The sequence below is a fragment of the Adlercreutzia sp. ZJ242 genome, assembly GCF_011038995.1.
In the GTDB taxonomy this organism is placed as follows: domain Bacteria; phylum Actinomycetota; class Coriobacteriia; order Coriobacteriales; family Eggerthellaceae; genus CAAEEV01.
The window spans coordinates 23,661-41,610 of record NZ_JAAKEE010000015.1; the positions used below are offsets into that span (position 1 = coordinate 23,661).

Annotated in this window: 18 protein-coding genes; 15 read left to right on the forward strand and 3 right to left on the reverse strand. The window is 65.2% G+C overall.

Translation table 11 applies throughout. The features are described from left to right. The 4 genes from G7Y49_RS05330 (at position 1) to G7Y49_RS05345 (ending at position 3,969) form a co-directional block, all read left to right on the forward strand. Positions 1-864 (forward strand): DUF2064 domain-containing protein, encoded by an 864-nt coding sequence (locus G7Y49_RS05330; RefSeq protein WP_165171810.1) that lies wholly within the window; start codon positions 1-3, stop codon positions 862-864. A 99-nt stretch (positions 865-963) separates the two neighbouring features. Next, the gene (locus tag G7Y49_RS05335) at positions 964-2,286 is read left to right on the forward strand and encodes a radical SAM protein (protein ID WP_206214560.1); all 1,323 of its coding nucleotides are present in this window, start codon (positions 964-966) and stop codon (positions 2,284-2,286) included. A 189-nt stretch (positions 2,287-2,475) separates the two neighbouring features. After that, positions 2,476-3,501 (forward strand): DUF169 domain-containing protein, encoded by a 1,026-nt coding sequence (locus G7Y49_RS05340; RefSeq protein ID WP_165171811.1) that lies wholly within the window; start codon positions 2,476-2,478, stop codon positions 3,499-3,501. A 24-nt stretch (positions 3,502-3,525) separates the two neighbouring features. Beyond that, positions 3,526-3,969, forward strand: coding sequence for a GNAT family N-acetyltransferase (locus G7Y49_RS05345; RefSeq protein ID WP_165171812.1), 444 nt, complete (start codon positions 3,526-3,528; stop codon positions 3,967-3,969). On the opposite strand, the gene G7Y49_RS05350 is transcribed toward G7Y49_RS05345, so the two are convergent. From G7Y49_RS05350 to G7Y49_RS05360, 3 genes are all read right to left on the reverse strand, one after another. Then, positions 3,966-4,517: a methylated-DNA--[protein]-cysteine S-methyltransferase gene (locus G7Y49_RS05350; protein ID WP_165171813.1), complete on the reverse strand. Its 552-nt coding sequence runs from the start codon at positions 4,515-4,517 to the stop codon at positions 3,966-3,968. The two genes, G7Y49_RS05345 and G7Y49_RS05350, sit on opposite strands and share 4 nt — an antisense overlap. Positions 4,518-4,535: 18 nt before the next feature. Continuing rightward, positions 4,536-5,177, reverse strand: coding sequence for a flavin reductase family protein (locus G7Y49_RS05355; protein ID WP_165171814.1), 642 nt, complete (start codon positions 5,175-5,177; stop codon positions 4,536-4,538). A 140-nt stretch (positions 5,178-5,317) separates the two neighbouring features. Continuing rightward, positions 5,318-5,773, reverse strand: a complete 456-nt coding sequence (locus G7Y49_RS05360) for a PadR family transcriptional regulator (protein WP_165171816.1) — start codon at positions 5,771-5,773, stop codon at positions 5,318-5,320. Positions 5,774-6,164: 391 nt separating this feature from the next. Here G7Y49_RS05360 and glmS point away from each other — a divergent pair, with 391 nt between their 5' ends. The 11 genes from glmS to G7Y49_RS05415 all read left to right on the forward strand — a co-directional run bounded on the left by glmS (position 6,165) and on the right by G7Y49_RS05415 (position 17,950). After that, entirely contained in the window at positions 6,165-8,036 is a 1,872-nt protein-coding gene (gene glmS / locus G7Y49_RS05365; protein WP_165171818.1) for a glutamine--fructose-6-phosphate transaminase (isomerizing), read from the forward strand. Positions 8,037-8,171: 135 nt separating this feature from the next. After that, a complete protein-coding gene (gene acpS / locus G7Y49_RS05370; RefSeq protein WP_165171820.1) occupies positions 8,172-8,798 on the forward strand; it encodes a holo-ACP synthase in 627 nt (208 codons plus the stop codon). A gap of 282 nt (positions 8,799-9,080) precedes the next feature. Next, positions 9,081-9,707, forward strand: a complete 627-nt coding sequence (locus tag G7Y49_RS05375) for a transcription termination/antitermination NusG family protein (protein ID WP_206214561.1) — start codon at positions 9,081-9,083, stop codon at positions 9,705-9,707. Between the two features lie 179 nt (positions 9,708-9,886). Beyond that, a complete protein-coding gene (locus G7Y49_RS05380; RefSeq protein WP_165171824.1) occupies positions 9,887-10,528 on the forward strand; it encodes a transcription termination/antitermination NusG family protein in 642 nt (213 codons plus the stop codon). 283 nt (positions 10,529-10,811) lie between these two features. Next, complete coding sequence (locus G7Y49_RS05385) at positions 10,812-11,612, forward strand: sugar transferase (RefSeq protein ID WP_206214562.1); 801 nt, start codon at positions 10,812-10,814, stop codon at positions 11,610-11,612. Continuing rightward, complete coding sequence (locus G7Y49_RS05390; protein WP_206214563.1) at positions 11,612-12,403, forward strand: WecB/TagA/CpsF family glycosyltransferase; 792 nt, start codon at positions 11,612-11,614, stop codon at positions 12,401-12,403. The genes G7Y49_RS05385 and G7Y49_RS05390 overlap by 1 nt, the downstream gene beginning before the upstream one ends. Continuing rightward, the gene (locus G7Y49_RS05395) at positions 12,396-13,613 is read left to right on the forward strand and encodes a nucleotide sugar dehydrogenase (protein ID WP_165171828.1); all 1,218 of its coding nucleotides are present in this window, start codon (positions 12,396-12,398) and stop codon (positions 13,611-13,613) included. The genes G7Y49_RS05390 and G7Y49_RS05395 overlap by 8 nt, the downstream gene beginning before the upstream one ends. Before the next feature lie 25 nt (positions 13,614-13,638). Then, on the forward strand, positions 13,639-14,730 hold the full coding sequence (gene wecB / locus G7Y49_RS05400; protein ID WP_165171873.1) for a non-hydrolyzing UDP-N-acetylglucosamine 2-epimerase: 1,092 nt from the start codon (positions 13,639-13,641) through the stop codon (positions 14,728-14,730). A 26-nt stretch (positions 14,731-14,756) separates the two neighbouring features. Next, complete coding sequence (locus tag G7Y49_RS05405) at positions 14,757-15,623, forward strand: ATP-grasp fold amidoligase family protein (RefSeq protein WP_206214565.1); 867 nt, start codon at positions 14,757-14,759, stop codon at positions 15,621-15,623. A gap of 4 nt (positions 15,624-15,627) precedes the next feature. Further along, the gene (locus G7Y49_RS05410) at positions 15,628-16,734 is read left to right on the forward strand and encodes a glycosyltransferase family 4 protein (RefSeq protein WP_165171832.1); all 1,107 of its coding nucleotides are present in this window, start codon (positions 15,628-15,630) and stop codon (positions 16,732-16,734) included. After that, positions 16,721-17,950, forward strand: a complete 1,230-nt coding sequence (locus G7Y49_RS05415; protein WP_165171834.1) for an O-antigen ligase — start codon at positions 16,721-16,723, stop codon at positions 17,948-17,950. The genes G7Y49_RS05410 and G7Y49_RS05415 overlap by 14 nt, the downstream gene beginning before the upstream one ends.

Here is a 17,950-nt window from a genome sequence, read left to right on the forward strand (position 1 = left end):
GTGGCAGAGAAAAAGCAAGCGCTGCTGGTGTTCAGCAAGCCGCCCATCCCGGGCATGGTGAAGACGCGCCTGACCGTGAAGCACGGCGGCTTTCTGACTGACGAGCAGGCCGCCGAGTTCTTCAGGCGCAGCCTGTACGACGTGTGCGAGGCGTCCATGCACGCGCTCATCGAGCTGCAGCGCGCCAACGACGCGCTCGTGGAGGCCGACCCCGCCGCCGACAAGATCACCTACGACTTCTTCGTGTCCACCACGCCGGCCAAGAACGTCGAGCTCATGAAGGAGACGTTCGACGCCATCGGCCCGTGGCCCATGGAGATCCACTACCTGACCGACGCGGGCGCCACGTTCGACGACCACTTCGACGACGCGTTCAAGCAGATCTTCGACTTGGGCTACGAGCACATCGTGTCCGTGGGCGGCGACATCCCCACCATGCCGAAGTCGCACATCACGCAGGCGTTCCAGTGGCTCGACTACTTCCAGTCGCTCGGCACGCCGGGCTTCGTGCAGGCGCCCTGCCAGGAGTGCGGCACGTCGCTCGTGGGCTTCAGCTACAACACGCCCATCAACCACCAGGGCGTGTACTACAATCTCGACGGCAAGCCGGCGCTCGACGCCTACATGGAGAAGACCGAGGCGGCGAACATCCCCACGGCGTACTTCTCGCCCGTGGCCGACATCGACGAGAAGACCGACCTCGCGCACGCCATCTCGTGCATGAACGCCATCAAGCAGGCGGCGAAGTACCAGAACGAGCTCTTCGTGCCGCAGCGCGTGCTCGACTGGGTGAACATCATGGGCATCCGCGTGTCCACGCCGCCCAACGACGAGCACGACCCGCGCCAGTACATCGACGAATAGCTCCGCTTGCCCTGACGGGACGAGCGGAACGGCTCGACGCTGCGGCTTCGTGCGCCAGCCTGCGGCGGGTGCTTTGTTGAGAGGACAAGGAACAGCAAGTTGAAACTACTGCATAGAACAGGGGCCCTGTGCCCGACGTGCCTGAAGGAGCTGCCGGCCGAGGTGTACGCCGACGAGGCGGGCGTGGTGTGGATGAGCCGCACCTGCCCCGAGCACGGGCGGCTCGACACGCGCATGTGGCCTGACGCCGCGCACTACGAGTGGCTGCGCTCCGAGGCGTTCCCCAAGACCAAGCCGGCGAACACCGAGCCCGTCAAGGGGCCGTGCCCGTTCGGCTGCGGCACGTGCGCGCGCCACGAGCGCCGCGGCACGCTGCTCGAGATCGAGGTCACGCGCAACTGCAACCTGCGCTGCCCCGTGTGCTTCGCGAGCGCCGAGGGCGGGGAGGACGACCCCACGCTCGAGGAGATCGCGGCGATGTACGACGTCATCGCGCGCGCGGTGGGGACCGACGGCGCCGTGCAGATCACGGGCGGCGAGCCCACGTGCCGCAAGGATTTGGTCGACATCATCTACGAGGGACGGCAAAAGGGCTTCTGGGGCATCGAGGTCAACACGAACGGCCTGGTCATCGCCAACCGCGAAGGGTATTTGGAAGACCTCGTGGGCGCGGGCCTCACGGGCGTGTACCTGTCGTTCGACGGCCTGACCGGCGACGTGTACGAGGCCACGTGCGGGCGCGACATCCTCGACGTGAAGCTGCGCGCCATCGAGCGCTGCCGCGAGGTGGGCATCCAGGTGGTGCTCTCCGTGGCGGTGGTCGCGGGCGTGAACGACGGCCAGCTCGGCGACCTTTTGCGCTTCGCGCTGGAGAACTCCGACGTGGTCGCGGGCCTGGCCCTGCAGCCGGCGTTCACCTCGGGCCGCTTCGACGCCGAGCGCGCCATGCCCATGAGCGCGGGCGACGTGATCTTCTCGCTGGCCGAGCAGTCCGACGGGCTGCTCGAGGTGCGCGACATCTGGCCCCTGGGCTGCTCGAGTCCGCTGTGCGACACTGGCGTCTTTCTGGTGAGGAGCGACGACGCGGAGCACGAGAGCGGCTTCTACCCGGCCACGCGCCGCATGACCATGGAGGAGTACGCGGAGGGCTACAGCCCCGACTCCCCGCAGGGCTCGGTGTTCCTGGACATCCTGTACAAGAAGGGCGTCGAGGTGAAGACGGGCCTGTCGATCATCATCATGAACTACATGGACGCGGTGTCGATGGACACCCAGCGTCTGCGCGAGTGCTCGATGATGGTGACGGTGCCCGACGGCCGCGCCATCCCGTTCTGCTCCTACCACCTGACGAACGCCGCCGGCAAGCGCGTGTACCCGCCCTGGTGCAAGGAGGAGCTGCGCGGGGTGGGGGACCGGCACTAGCGGGCCGCCGCGAGCGCGGGTGTGAGCGCGGGCGCGGGCGCACGTGCGGGCGCGCCCGGGGGCTGCGGACGAGCGCGGCGCCCGGGCCCCAAGGCGCCGCCGGGCGAGGAGGCTTCGGCGGCAAGGCGGCAGGACTTCGGTTGCAGTACGGCAAGACTTAGACGGTGAAGCGACGAGACGAGAGGCGTTATGGACAAGAACGAGCAGAAGGCGCTGTGGGACGCGCAAGACATCGCGAGCGAGACCGCCTATGCGGTGACCAACGACCCGACCCGCTGCGTACGGTGCGGCCTGTGCGTGGCGTTCTGCCCGTGCGACGTGCTCGAGCTTGACGAGGAGGGCTACCCCTACGCGGCGCACATCGACAACTGCGTGGGCTGCACCACGTGCGCGGGGAACTGCCCGCAGCGCGCGCTCCTGGTGGAGGCGCAGGGCGACGCCACCTTCGACCCGCTCGCCGACGAGCCGCGCGCCGAGCCCGTCTCCGAGGAGCTCCGCGCGCAGTACGCGGAGTGGCAGCGCGTCATCATGGAGAAGCTGGGGCTTCGCTGGCAGCCGGTGGCGGTGAGCCTCATCGACAAGGACGAGCCTCTGCCCGCAGCCCCGCTGCCGCCTGAGAATCTGCGCTTCTGCCAGGCCATGATGGCCGCGCGCCGCGGCGCGTCCATCCTCATGCCGCCGTACCGCCACGCCTGCCCCGACGGCACGTCCATCTTCGGCATGACCGGCGTGCCCGAGAAGCTGGCCACGGGCGAGATCTACGTGCTGTTCCACAAGCTGGTGAACGCGGAGGCCGCGGCGCGCATGGTGGCCGAGCGCCCCACGCTCGAGCCGAAGAGCCGCCGCGCCACCTACGTGGCGCCGCTCGACAAGACGGTGCGCGAGCCCGAGGTGGTGGTGTTCACGGGCACGCCCGAGCAGATGATGTGGCTGTGCATGTCCATGAGCTACTACACGGGCCACCGCTTCGACTTCCACGCGAGCGGCTACAACTCCATGTGCGTGGAGGCGGTGCTCTACCCCATGCTCGAGCAGCAGCCCAACATCACGTTCGGCTGCTACGGCTGCCGCGCGGCCACCGACCTCGGCGAGGACATGATGTTCATGGGCGTGCCCACCTCGGCGCTCCCCACGGTGGTCAAGGGCCTGACCGAGCTGGCGAAGAAGTCCATCCCGCACTCCCGCATGAAGATCTACGTCCCGCCCATCATGTAGCGCGAAGGGCCGGTGAGAAGGAACATGGCATCAGGGCAGCTCTTCACGCTGCGCCCCGCTGAGAAGCGGGACCGCGCCTACCTCGACTCGTACGCCTACGCCGAGGGCATGGACTACCTGCCCTCGCTCGAGAACGTGACGGTGGCGGCGAACGACGCCGACGAGCCGGTGGGCTTCATCCGCATCGCGCAGGGCGCCAACGGGCTCGCGCACGTGAACCCCGTGGTGGTGCATGAGAGCTGGCGCGGGCACGCCGTGGGGCGCGCGCTCGTGGACGACGCGCAGCGCACGTTCGGCGAGCTGCGGCTCGTGGCGCGCGGCGCGTCGAAGCCGTTCTACGATGCGCTGGGCTTCGTGTGCTGCGCGTGGGACGAGGTGGACGTGAGCGTCACCGAGGACTGCGACGGCTGCCCCCTGCGCGACGAGTGCAATCCCCAGCCCATGCGCCGCGCAGGTCGCCTGGGCTAGAGCGCGGTGCCGCGCGTGGGGGTGTAGAGCCTGCTGAGGTCGACGCCCTCGAGCTCGAGCAGCGCGCGCTTGACGCCGAGCCCGCCCGCGTAGCCGGTGAGGCTGCCGTCGGCCCCCACCACGCGGTGGCAGGGCACGATGATGGAGATGGGGTTGTGCCCGACGGCGCCGCCGACGGCGAGCGCAGCGGTGCGCACGCCGCCCCGCTGCGCGGTGATGAGGCGGGCTATCTCGCCGTACGTGGTGAGCTCGCCGTAGGGGATGGAGCGCAAGACCGCCCACACCTCCTGCTGGAAGCTGGTGCCCGCGGGGGCGAGGGGAAGGTCGACCTCGGGGCGCTCGCCCGCGAAGTACGCCTCGAGCCACGCCTCGGCGCGCTCGAGCACCTCGCAGGTTCCCTCCGCGTGGTCGCCCAGCGTGCGGCCGTGGTACTTCTGCCCCTCGATCCAGAGGCCCGTGAGCCCCGCGGCGCTCGCGGCGAGCGTGAGCTCGCCGACGGGGGAGCTGACCTTCTTGACGAGCGTGGCGGACGCGCCTTCCTGTCCCATGGCTCTCTCCTCCTGTCGCTAGAGGCGCTGCGCGGCTGCGGCGTAGGCGCCGTGCTGCACGCAGAGCAGGCTGTCGTAGGGGGTGAGCTGCCCGCGCTCGTCGCGCGGCGCCCGCGTGCCCGCGCGCGTGACGGCGCCGACCGCCAGCAGATGGTCGCCCGCCTCCTGGATGCTCTCGATCACGCCGACCTCCCACGAGTAGCTGTGCAGCGGGACGGGCACGAGGCCCGCGCGCCCGGCGTCCGCGACGGCTTCGGCCGGCGCGGCGGGGCTTGCGGCTGCTGCTGTTGCGGCTGCTGCTGCAGGGGCCGCGCTCACCAGCGCGTGCGCCACGGCGGCCCCCTTGTCCACGAGGCGCCCGGTGTTGCCGCCGCAGAACTCCACGAGGCGCACGCCCTCCGCGTCCGCGGGGGGCACGGCCAGCGAGAAGCGCCCCGTCTCGCGGATGATGCCCATGGTGTGGGACTTCGCGCGCAGGGTGAACGCCACCAGGGCGGGGCTGTGCGAGACGGGCGTCACCCAGATGACGGTGGCGAAGCATACCTCGCCCGCGTCTGACCGCGCGCCCACGAGCACGGCGGGGCGCGGGTCCTGCAGCGCGGCGACGTCGCGGCCGCCTACCAGCTCGAAGTCAAGGGGGTTGAGGTCAGCATCTCTCATGGCGTGTCCTTTCGAAGGGCGTCTCGCGTGAAGAAGGGCGCGCACCTGCGTTCGCAGCTGCGCGCCCTTGCCGGGATCGTGAGGCTCGTGCCGTCGCGGGCGCACGAGCGCGGCGCACCGCGCCCGGCCGTGCGCGTGGGCTACTCGGCGTCCTGCTCGGCGGCGCCGTGCGAGCATACGGGCGCGTCAGGCAGGTCGATGCCGAGCGCGCAGGCCGCCTGGCCGCGCAGCTCCTCGAGCGTGAGCTCGTAGCAGGCCAGCGCGTCGATCCAGCGGCGCAGGCAGCGGTAGCCCTTGTCCGTGAGCGTGAACAGGCGCTTCGCCGACCCCTCGGCGGGCGTGTCCCACTCGGACGTCACGAGCCCCGCCTCCTCCATGCGCTTGAGCGCGCGGTAGATGCCGGTGGCGTCGGGCTTCTTGCCGCCGAACATCGGCGAGTTCGCCGCCTGCTGCACGATGATGTAGCCGTGCATGGGCGCCTGGTTCTGCGCGAGCAGGGTGAGGATGGTGGGCTGGGACAGGCGGTTCAGTGACTTGCCCAGCTCAGCGCATTCTTTCAGGTCTTCGTCGGACTGCGGGTGGCAGCTGCTCCACATAGGTGGGACCTCTTTCTCCTAGGTCGTGGTCTGAAACACGCCTACATCATCCCATAACTATTTTCACGATACAAATATTTTCCGAGAAGGAAAGAAGGAATCCGCAAACGCGGCTCGCCGGCTGGCTCCGGCTGCTTCCCTGGGGCATTCGTCACCCGGCCCCGTCCCCGACCGCTTCCACGGGGGAGTGCCACCCGGCCCCGTCCCCAGCCGCTTCCGCGGGCGAGGGGAGTTCGCCGACGCAAACGTGGATATAGCGAGGGGCGGCGCGGCGGCTGCGAAAGTTGCCCTACAATAGCGGGAGCGGTTTTCGTTCCGCCCAAGCGCCTGACGCCCGGATGAGAGCGCCCGGGAGGCGCTGGGGGAACGCCTGGAGGCAAGGAGGCTCGCCATGTGCGGCATTGTGGGATATACGGGAGCTGATGCGGCTCAGGGGATTCTGATCGAGGGGCTCACGCGCCTCGAGTACCGCGGGTACGACTCGGCGGGCGTGGCCATCCAAGATGACGGAAAGCTCCAGGTCGTGTGCCGCAAGGGCAAGGTGAGCGGGCTGGCGCACACGCTGTCGCACTTCGACTTCGCGGGCACGTGCGGCGTCGGGCACACGCGCTGGGCCACCCACGGGCGCCCCTCCGAGGTGAACGCGCACCCGCACGTCTCGTGCAAGGGCGACGTCGCGGTGGTCCACAACGGCATCATCGAGAACTTCGCCGAGCTGCGCGAGGAGCTCGAGGGCCGCGGACACGTCTTCGCCAGCGAGACCGACACCGAGGTGGTGGCGCACCTGGTGGAGGAGGCGTACGCGCGCGGCGCGGCGCGCGCGGCGGCGGGCGAGGAGCCTGCGGGCGGAAGCGTGCTCATGGAGGCCGTGGTGGAGGCGGCGTCGCGGCTCGTGGGCGCGTACGGCCTGGCCGTGGTGTGCGAGCAGGAGCCGGGCGTCATCGCCGTCACGCGCAAGGACTCGCCCATCGTGGTGGGGCGCGGCGCGCGCGGCAGCTACGTGGCCTCCGACATCATCGCCATGATCGACGCCACGCGCGACGTGGTGGTGCTCGCCGACGGGCAGGTGGCGCTGCTCACGCCCGAGGACGTCAGCTTCTTCGACGAGTGCGGCGCCCCGATCGAGCCACGCGTCACGCACGTCGACTGGGACGTGGACATGGCGGAGAAGGGCGGCTACCCCGACTTCATGCTGAAGGAGATCCACGAGCAGCCGCGCGTCATCCGCGACACGCTGGCGGGCCGCCTGACGGCGGGCGCGCTCACCATCGACGAGCTCGACATGACCGCCGAGGAGCTCGACCTCGTCGACCGCGTCTACGTGATCGCCTGCGGCACGAGCTACCATGCCGGGCTCATCGCGAAGAACCTGATCGAGGGCTGGGCGCGCATCCCCTGCGAGGTGGAGGTGGCCAGCGAGTTCCGCTACCGCAACCCCATCATCACGCCCACCACGCTCGTGGTGGCGGTGAGCCAGTCGGGCGAGACGGCCGACACGCTCGCGGCCATCCGCGACGCGCGCGTGAAGGGCGCCAAGGTGTTCGGCATCACGAACGTGGTGGGGAGTCCCGTGGCGCGCGAGAGCGACGGCGTGATCTACACGAAGGCCAACAAGGAGATCGCCGTGGCCTCCACGAAGAGCTTCCTCGGCCAGGTGGTGAGCCTCACGCTGCTCGCGCTCCTGCTGGCGCAGAGCAAGGGCAAGCTCAAGACCGCGCAGATCCGCCTGCTGTTCCGCGAGCTGGCCGACACCGCCGAGCAGGTGGAGCGCATCCTCGTCGAGTGCGCGCCCGAGGTGGAGGCGGCGGCGCTCGCATGCAAGGACGCCGCGAGCGCGCTGTTCATCGGGCGCGGCATGGGCGCTGCCATCAGCTACGAGGGCGCGCTCAAGCTCAAGGAGATCAGCTACCTGCACGCCGAGGCGTACGCGGCCGGCGAGATGAAGCACGGCCCCATCGCGCTCATCGACGAGGGCTTCCCTGTGATCGCCATCGCCACGAAGAGCCCGGTGTACGACAAGGTGGTGTCGAACCTGCAGGAGTCCAAGGCACGCGGGGCCATGGTGGTGGCCGTCGCCACCGAGGGCGACGAGGACATCCGCGCGCACGCCGACCACGTGATCTACATCCCGAAGGTGCGCGACGCGTTCTCCGCCATCACGGCGAGCGTCCCTCTGCAGCTGTTCGCCCGCGCCATCGCCCTCGCGCGCGGCTGCGACGTCGACCAGCCCCGCAACCTCGCCAAGAGCGTCACGGTCGAGTAGGCGGCAGGGCAGAAAAGAAAGGCCGCAAGTAGCAGCTTGCGGCCCAGTACCATCAACGGCGCTGCCTGACCCACATGCGAGGCAGCCGTCGAGTCGTATTATAGCAACCCCCGCGAGGAGATTTCAAGGCAGGCCATGGCGCGAAGCAAGAAAGCACAAAAGACGGTCGACGGCGTGCTCGGCATGCAAGGGGTCGAGGGTCAGGTGGGCCTCGGCGTCGACATCGTGGAGATCGAGCGCGTGCGGCGCATCCTCGCCCGCACGCCGTCGTTCGCCCACCGCGTGTTCTCCGAAGCCGAGCAGGCGTACTGCGACGGCAAGGCCGATCCCGCGGTGCACTACGCCACGCGCTTCGCGGCGAAGGAGGCCGTGGTGAAGGCGCTCGGCACGGGGTTCGCGGAAGGCGTGGGCGTGCGCGACATCGAGGTGCGCCGAACGTCGAAGGGGCGCCCCTACGTGGTGCTCACCGGCCGCGCGCGCGAGGTGGCGCGCGAGCAGGGCGTGCGCGAGATCCCGCTGTCGCTGTCGTTCACGCATACCGAGGCCGTGGCCTGCGCCATGGCCATCACCGAAGACGCGGTGAGCGCGGCGAAGAAGCGCGTCGACCCCATGGAGGAGCTCGCCGCCCAGTTCAAGGAGGCCCGGGCCCTGCTCGACGACCTCCCCGCGAAGGGCGCTGCTGCCGCGGGCGCCGCGGGCGCTGCGAGCGCTGCAGGTGTCGCGGCTCCCAAGCCCAAGGTGCTCCAAGGCAAGCTGCTGTAGGGGCGGGCTTCGTGTCCGTCTGGGTTCCGGCAGGGTAGCGGCCTGCCTGTCAGTCCATGCGTCTCGGAGGTGCTGAGCCTTTGCCCTGCGCGTGGCCTCGCGTGATCGTTGCGCCGCATATGCGTTAGTTGTGTCGGAAAAAGAATCTTTCGCCGATCGTGTCTTCTCAGGCTTCTCCTCATGTTGTATAAATACAACTTAGTGACGGCGGCAACCAGCAGATAAGCTCGGCCGTCTTTTCTATTGTCTTGAATGTTGCATATAAACAACATTCAAGACATTGTGGACGAGGTAAGAGCCGCCGAGGCTTTCGGCGGGCGGAGAACGCGGAGGAGGTTGGTTCCGACGGAGGCGCTTTCACCCAGACGGCGGGGCAGCAACCTGGCGGCGCGCACGCCCGCGTGGTACGTGGCGCGCGTGCGCGAGGGGAGCGAGGAGGCAGCGGCGCGCGACTGCCGCAAGCTCGTTGACTCCGGCCTGCTGCACGACTGCTTCGTGCCGCGTGTGCAGTTCATGCAGAAGCGCCAAGGCGAGTGGCGCCTGGCGGAGCGGCTTCTGTATCCCGGCTACGTGTTCGCGATTGCAAGCGACCCGCGCAGGCTCGACCGACGCCTCGGCGCGCTGTCGTTTCCCGTCCGCTTGGTGGGGCGGCAGGAGCGCTCGTACGTGCCGCTTGCGGCAGGTGAGCAGCGTTGGTTCGAGGCGGTGCTCGACGAGGGCCGCATGCTGCGGGCGAGCACGGGCGTCATCGAGGATGGCGCTCTCGTCGTGCGCGAGGGGCCGCTGCGCGGCTTCGAGCAGCGCGTCAAGAAGCTCAACCGCCACAAGGCGCTTGCGCTGGTGCAAGTTGACATGCCTGACCGCGCGGTGCTCTTGCGCGCAGGGCTCGCGGTGACGAGCCGCACCTGAAGGCGGCGTGCCCGCCTCGCAGCTTGTTGCGCACAGGCCGGTTGAACGGTCGGGCTGTGCGCAGGAAACTGCGCCGAACATACCCAGATGCCCTGAACAGCGTCGCGCTCGACGCTCGTTGGCGTCAGGGGAGCGAATGCGTTTTCGATTGAGCGAGCCGAGAGGCTGGGGGCGAAGCCATGCCGGAAATCAGGTCGAAGTGGTACGTGATCCAAGTGCGCACGGGCCACGAGGAGCGCGCACGTGACCTCATCAGCCAAGCTGTTGCCCAGGTTGCGGAAGACGGGCTCTCTTCTGCTGCGGGTGCCGTGAGCGTCGCGGGTGTCGTGGGTGCCGCAAGTGCTGCTGGCTTCGGGCGAGCTGTGGGCGCCGCGGGCGCTGCGAGCATTCTGCGGGAGTGCTTCGTGCCCAAGGCGCGCGTGGCGCAGAAGGTCGACGGCAAGTGGGTTCCCTGCGAGAAGGTGCTGCTGCCTGGTTACCTGATTGCGGTGACCGCGCGCGCCGACCAGCTTGAGCCGGTGCTCAGGCGCGTGCCCGACCTCACGCGCATCCTCGGAAACGACAACGCATTCACTCCCCTCGACGCAAGCGAGGTAGCGTGGCTCGAGGCGTCAACCTCCCGGTCCGACCGCGTCGTGGAGATGTCGGAAGGCTGCCTGGAGGGCGGCAAGCTGAAGATCACCAGCGGCCCCCTCTTGGGGAAGGAGGCTTGGGTGCGGAAGGTGAACCACCGCAAGAAGGTGGCGTACCTGGAGATGCAGATGTTCGGCAGGACGATAAAGGCCCAGCTCGGTCTGAAAGTGACAAGAAAAAGGGTTTGAAGCAGAGATCCATAATCGAAGATAGGGCGATGGTCGCACGGGGCGCTGCGGTGGCGAAAGGCGCTACGGTGATGGGCGGGTGTCGTCTTGTCGCGGCGCTGGGCGCCTATGGGTTTGTAATTGTCCCTTTTATGGGACAACTTATATCAGGGCGAGCATACCGCGGCTTCCAGTCCATAGCAAAGAACCCGCCTGCTGCTCTTTCCTGCTCGCTAGGCCAATTGACCCAGTGGGCTGTGGGAGCTCGCGCATGAGCCAAGTCCTGCAAGCCGAGGAGCAGGAAGTGAAGCTTGGCGAAAGCTTCGCTTGCGACGCCAAGGAGCAGCTCGCTTTCGAGGACGCCTGCTGCTGCGACGGCGGCCGGTCGGCCAGGTGGCCTGCCTCCGGGGGCCTCGCCAACGACGAGGCCGCGAAGGTCCTCGCGGGGTCGAGCGCAGGGCTGCGCCCCGACCTGTCGCGCCGCGGCTACCGCTTCGCGAAGCGCGCGTTCGACCTCGTCGCCTCCGGCGCGGCCATAGCGGCCCTGCTGCTCCCCGGCCTCGCGCTGTCGGCGGTGATCTGCGCCAAGAGCCCCGGCGCCGGTCCCCTCTACGGCCAGACGCGGGTGGGCAGGCTGAACCCCGACGGCACCTACAGGCTCTTCCGCATGTGGAAGTTCAGGAGCATGGTGCCGCACGCGGACGAGATGCTCGGCGAGCTGGAGGAGCTGAACGAGGCCGACGGCCCGCTGTTCAAGATCAGGGAAGATCCGAGGGTCATCCCCGGCGTCGGGCGCTTCATCCGACATCACTCGCTCGACGAGCTCCCGCAGCTCGTGAACGTCTTCCTCGGCGACATGAGCTTGATAGGGCCCAGGCCCGGCCTGCCTGCGGAGGTCCTCCAGTACGACGAGCGCGCCAAGCGCCGCCTGACCGTCAAGCCCGGCTGCGGAGGCCCCTGGCAGGTCGGCAGCCGCAGCGACGGCACCTTCGAGGAGATGGTCGACTTGGACCTCGAGTACGCCGAGAATTGCTCGGTCGGCTATGACCTCAAGCTGATCGTCGGTACCCTCAGGGCCATGGCCGTTGGGGAGGGGGCGTACTGATGGCGTGTGCCGGGAAGTCGGCAGCGGGCATCTTTCCCAACAGGTATTCTCTTCTGAACACCTACGTCAACGCCCTGACCATGGAGGAGACGGTCGCGTGCGTCGAGGAGATCATCGCGTCGCGCACGCCGACCCAGCACGTGGTCGTCAACGCCTCGAAGGTCAACCTCATGCGAGACGACCCGAAGCTCGCCGAGATAGTGAACGCGTGCCCCCTCATCAACGCCGACGGCGCATCCATCGTCTGGGCGGCCAGGAAGCTCGGGGTGCCGCTTGCCGAGCGCGTCACGGGCTGCGACCTCTTCCAGGAGCTCGTCGCGGTCGCGGCCGACAGGGGCTACGGGGTCTACCTCTTCGGAGCCAGGGAGGAGGTCGTCACGGAGGTGAGGTCGGTCCTTGAGCGGCGCCACCCCGGCATTCGCATCGTCGGCTGCAGGAACGGGTACTTCTCCGAAGAGGACGAGCCCGGAATCGTCGCCGACATGGCGGCATCTGGCGCCGACATGATGTTCGTCGCGTTCTCGTCCCCGAAGAAAGAGTACTGGATTCACAAGTATCTCGACCAGCTGGGCATCCCCTTCGTCATGGGCGTCGGGGGCAGCTTCGACATCGTGGCGGGTAGGACCGTTCGCGCGCCTGGGTGGATGCAGCGCGCCGGGCTGGAGTGGCTCTACCGTTTCGCACAGGAGCCGCGCCGAATGTGGCGCCGCTACGTCATAGGAAACGCGAGGTTCGTCAGGTACGCGTACTCGCTCAAACGGGAGAAGAAAGGTTCTTTGCAAAATGGTTAACGTGATAGGCCTCGGCTACATCGGCCTGCCCACCGCCCTCATGATGGCCTCGCACGGAGTCGAGGTCGTCGGCACGGACTACAACGCGGAGCTCGTGGCGACGCTCAACGCCGGGCATACCACCTTCAAGGAGGAGGGGCTCGACGAGCTGTTCGCCAAGGCCGTCGGGGCCGGCGTGCGGTTCACCACCGAGTACCAGGTCTGCGGCACCTACATCGTGAGCGTTCCCACGCCCTACGACAAGGTCGACAAGAAGATCGACCCCGCCTACGTGGTCGCCGCCTGCGAGACGGTGCTGGAGGTCGCGCCCGAGGGCGCCGTGCTCGTCGTGGAGTCCACCGTCTCCCCGGGCACGGTCGACCGCTTCGTGCGCCCGCTTCTGGTCGAGGCGGGCCGCGAGGACGTTGCCCTCGTCCACGCGCCCGAGCGCATCATCCCCGGCAACATGGTGGGCGAGCTCCTGCGCAACAACCGCACGATCGGCGCGGACGACCCCGAGGTCGGGAGGAGGGTGGCGGAGCTCTACGCCAGCTTCTGCCAGGGCGAGATCGCCGTCACCGACGTCCGCACCGCCGAGATGACCAAGGTCGTGGAGAACACCTTCCGCGCCGTCAACATCGCCTTCGCCAACGAGCTCGCGAAGGTCTGCCGCGTCGGCGGCATGGACGTCCGCGAGGTCATCCGCATCTCCAACAAGCACCCGCGCGTCAACATCCTGCAGCCCGGCCCCGGCGTTGGCGGCCACTGCATCCCGGTCGACCCCTGGTTCCTCGTGGGCGACTACCCCGAGACCGCGAACTTCATCAGATTGGCCCTGCAGACCAACGCCTCCATGCCCGAGTACGTTTTGCGCCGGGCCCATGAGGCGATGGCGGAGCACGGGATCGCCGACCCTGCGAAGGTGGGCATCTACGGCCTCACCTACAAGGAGGACGTGGACGACGTGCGCGAGAGCCCCACGCTCCAGATGCTGGAGTCCGTGGAGGAGCACCTCTGCGGGCATGCCGTCAAGGTCTACGACCCCTGGGTCGAGCGCGACGTGGTGCCCGGCCAGGTGCACTCCATGGAGGAGTTCCTGGACGGCCTGGAGGTGGTCGTCGTCATGGTCGGGCACTCCCAGGTGAAGGGCAGGCCCGAGGCGTTCGGCGACCGCATCCTCGTCGACCCGCGCGACGTCATGGGCGATGGCGAGAACGTCTACAAGCTCTAGGGTGGTCAGATTGCGCAAGAAGGTCATGCTCGTCTTCGGGACGCGCCCGGAGGCCATCAAGATGTGCCCGCTCGTGAACGAGCTGAAGGGCTGTCCTGACGAGTTCGAGACGGTCGTGTGCGTGACCGGCCAGCACCGCGAGATGCTCGACCAGGTGCTGCGCGCCTTCGACGTGGAGCCCGACCACGACCTGGCCGTCATGAGGCCGGGGCAGACGCTCTTCGACGTCACGAGCGACGTGCTACTCAAGATCAGGGCGGTGCTGGAGGAGGAGCGCCCGGGCTGCGTCCTCGTCCACGGTGACACGACCACCTCCTTCGCAGCGGCGCTCGCGGCCTTCTACCTGCAGATCCCGGTGGGCCATGTGGAGGCGGGCCTGCGCACGCATGACCTGTGCTCCCCCTGGCCGGAGGAGTTCAACCGCCAGGCGGTCGACGTCGTGTCCAGATGGTACTTCGCGCCTACGGAGGCAAGCCGCCAGAACCTGCTCGACGAGGGCAAGCCCGCCGAGCGCATCTTCGTCACCGGCAACACCGGCATCGACGCCCTGCGCACGACGGTGCGCGAGGGCTACTCCCACCCCGAGCTGGAGTGGGCGGCGGGGAGCCGCCTCGTCCTGATCACGGCACACAGGCGCGAGAACCTCGGCGAGCCCATGCGCCGCATGTTTCGGGCGATACGGCGGGTCATGGAGGAGCACCCCGACACGAAAGCGATCTACCCCGTGCACATGAACCCGCTCGTCCGCGAGGCTGCCCACGCCGAGCTGGACGGCTTCGACCGCCTGCGCATCATCGAGCCGCTCGACGTGCTGGACTTCCACAACTTCATGGCATGCTCCCACCTCATCCTCACCGACTCAGGCGGCATCCAGGAGGAGGCTCCCTCCTTAGGCAAGCCCGTGCTCGTCATGCGCGAGACCACTGAGCGCCCCGAGGGCGTGAAAGCAGGAACGTTGCTCCTAGTCGGCACCGGGGAGGAAGCAATCTACCGCGAGTTCTCGCATCTGCTCGACAATGCGGACGCCTACGCAGAGATGGCTCACTCTTCTAACCCATACGGAGACGGAAAAGCAAGTTCTCGCATTGCAGACGTTTTGAAAGGCGGAGGGCTTTGAGACTAAAGAAACGATTCACCCTATCGTTGAAGAACAACCTTCGATTCATTCCCGATCGAGCGTATGTAAGTTTGTACTATTTGGCAAAATTCGGTACCCTCCCCGATCTAAATGAGCCCAAAACATTTAACGAAAAGATTCAGTGGATAAAACTGAACGATCGCGACCCTCGCCTTCCAGCTCTGGTTGATAAGTATGAAGTGAGGAAATATGTTTCTTCCGAAATAGGTGAGCGCTATCTCGTTCCCGTCATTGATGTTTTCGATCGTGTTGATGACTTTTTGAAAGCAGACTTACCCGATCAATTCGTCGTGAAATGCACGCATGACTCGCAAAGCACGCATGTTTGCACTGATAAGCTTTCGTTTGACTTTCCGAGGACAGCCAAAGAGTTGCGTGTTGCAATGCGGCGAAATTGGTTTTGGCAGGGTCGCGAGTGGGCATACAAAGACTGCAAGCCGCGAATTATTGTGGAGAAATACCTGAAGGACTCCGCCCACATTACTCCGAACGACTGGAAGTTCTACTGCTTTGACGGAAAAGTGAAGATGGTCCAATGCGACGTCGACCGATTCGGGTCGAATCATGTCGAGCAGTTCTTTTCCCCCGAATGGGAGTCTTACGGAGACTGGGACACGTTTTCTGTCCCTGAAGATCAATTGCTGGAGCGCCCGGAAGCGTATCAGGAAATGCTCGATCTGTCCGAGTCGCTTGCAGAGGGCTTTAGGCATGTGCGGGTAGATTGGTACTGCATTGACGGAATACCGCTGTTTGGCGAGCTGACTTTTTATACCGGAGGGGGATTCGACCCGTTCCACTCAAGGGAAGACAGGTCATCCGACCCGCTGGATCGCTATCTGGGCGATTTCATCTTCCTTCCGATTGAGCAGTGACCGCATGAGGCAAGGTGGTGACCGCGCGAAGCAAGACGGCGACCGCATGAGGCAGGGCAGCGTTGTATTTATTGGCCCTGATAGCGAAGAATCTTCCGGCGGAGTGGCTTCTGTTATGCGCTCACTGCGAAAAAGCGAAATTCTATTAGAGGAATGGGATATCGCGGAGCACCCTTCCTGCAAAGACGGCTCCCTCCAAAAGCGGCTGTGCTACTCGTTTGCTCAGTATATTCGATTCACTATATGCAACGAGAGAGCCGATATTTGTCATATCCACATCTCTTCCTACTCCAGCACGTGGAGAAAGATAATGTACGCAAAAACGGCGAAGAAGAAGGGGATGCGGGTTGTCTTCCATGTGCATGGGGCCGAGTTCGACCTCTTCTATTCAAAATGCACGCGCAGGCAAAAGCGTGCGATTATGACGTCTTTCGCCGCTGCATGCCGCGTCATCGTTCTTTCGGAATCATGGAAGTCCTTCTTTTGCAATGAGCTGGGTTTGAGCAATGTCGTCGTGTTGAACAACTCCGTGGACTGTTCGCTGTATGAGTTCAGCCATGGAACGCCCGGCTCCCTTTCGTTCGTCGGTCAACTTGGCAAGCGAAAGGGAGCGTATGACTTGATCAACGCCCTGTCGCAGATAAAGTTGCGGGGCTTTTCGTTCACATGCGTCTTCGCAGGAGACGGGGAGACGAAGCAGGTGCGCGAGCTGGCTGAGGATTGCGGCTTGAGCGACATGGTCAGCTTTACCGGATGGGTTGATTCTGGGCGTGTGCGATGCCTATTGCGCGATTCGTCGATAATGGTTCTTCCTTCCTACCACGAGGGCTTTCCCATGTCGATAATCGAAGCCATGGCTGCCGGAAATGCGGTCGTGTCCACGTGGCGCGGCGGAATTCCTGAGGCGACATGCGAGGACGGCCGCATTTTGATTGACGCTGGCGACGTTGACGGGCTTGCTGACGCCCTCTGCTTGTTGCTTGGCAACAAGCAGCTGGTGAGTGACATGACTGAAGCAAACAGAACGTTTGTGAAGACCAGGCTGGATAATCGCATAGTTCATCAGGCGCTGTCGGATATCTATTCTGAGGTGCTGCATGAAAACTGCTAGCAACAAAGGCGGGCACAGAGTCACCTGCGTGGAGTTTCTTGCTCTGCTGGTGTTCAACCTGCTGCTTTTTCAGCCGATACTTGAAGCGCTAATCCCGACCTTCTCGTATTTTGACGAGTGCCTCACCCTTGTTGCAATTGCCTTCCTTGGCGCTTCGCTGCCAACGATGCTTCACATAAACAATAAAGCGCTTATCGCGATACTCGTCTTCTTGCTGGTCATCATAGGCGTGGGTCTGTACGAGAACATGGCATCTGAAATCGCCTCAGACCTGTTTTATATTGCCGTAGATGTTATTGCCTGCACGAAATTCTTCTTCATTTACCTGGCCCTCAGGCTAAACATGAAGAATATGCAGTTCTTCATGAGGTACTTGGCTGTCGAAAGCAAAGTCCTTCTTGTCATAATGTTTGTCTGCCTGGTTGTGAACCAGCTGCACGACATCGGGATGACGTATGAGCATAGGTATGGACTTAAGTCTTTTCAGTTCATCTATATCCACCCCACGCACATGGTCACGCTGTGCCTTGCATGCTTCGTTGCAATTTATGTCGAGAGAAAAAGAGGCTGGGCGGTCTATTTCCTGATAGCGGTGCTGCTGATATTCATGTCGCTTCGAAGCAGATGGATGGCTTTGGCTCTGGTGATGCTGCTTATCGTTTTGTTTGACGACGGAAAGAAGCAGCGAGTGTCTTTTGGCGTCGTCGCAGTTTGCTCTGCCATCGCCATTCTTATTGGCCGGTCGCAGATGACCGTCTACTACGGGGATGCTTCCGAATCGGCGCGAGGCCAGCTGACGAGCGCCGCTTCTGACATTCTCTGCCAATGGTTTCCCTTGGGGGCCGGCTTTGCCACGTTTGGGTCAGGGGCAACAAAAACCACGTACTCTCCGCTGTATTACGAATATGGCTTGGACCAGGTGTATGGACTCGCTCCCGACAATCCGTGCTATCTGACCGATACGTTCTGGCCTGTCATCTTTGCCCAGTTCGGCTTTATTGGTCTGCTCGCATGGATCGGCCTGCTTGCTGCGGTGATGTTGGACCTTTACAGGCTGGGAAAGCGCAAGGGCATCCTGGCCCTCCCTCTGATTTTCATTGCAGTTCTGCTGATTTCCACAACGGCCTCAGGATCCGTGTTTTCGATGCAAATGATCACCTTGGAAGTAGTTTTTCTTGCTGCTATTCAGGAAAAACCCTACGAGAAAGCGGTTTGA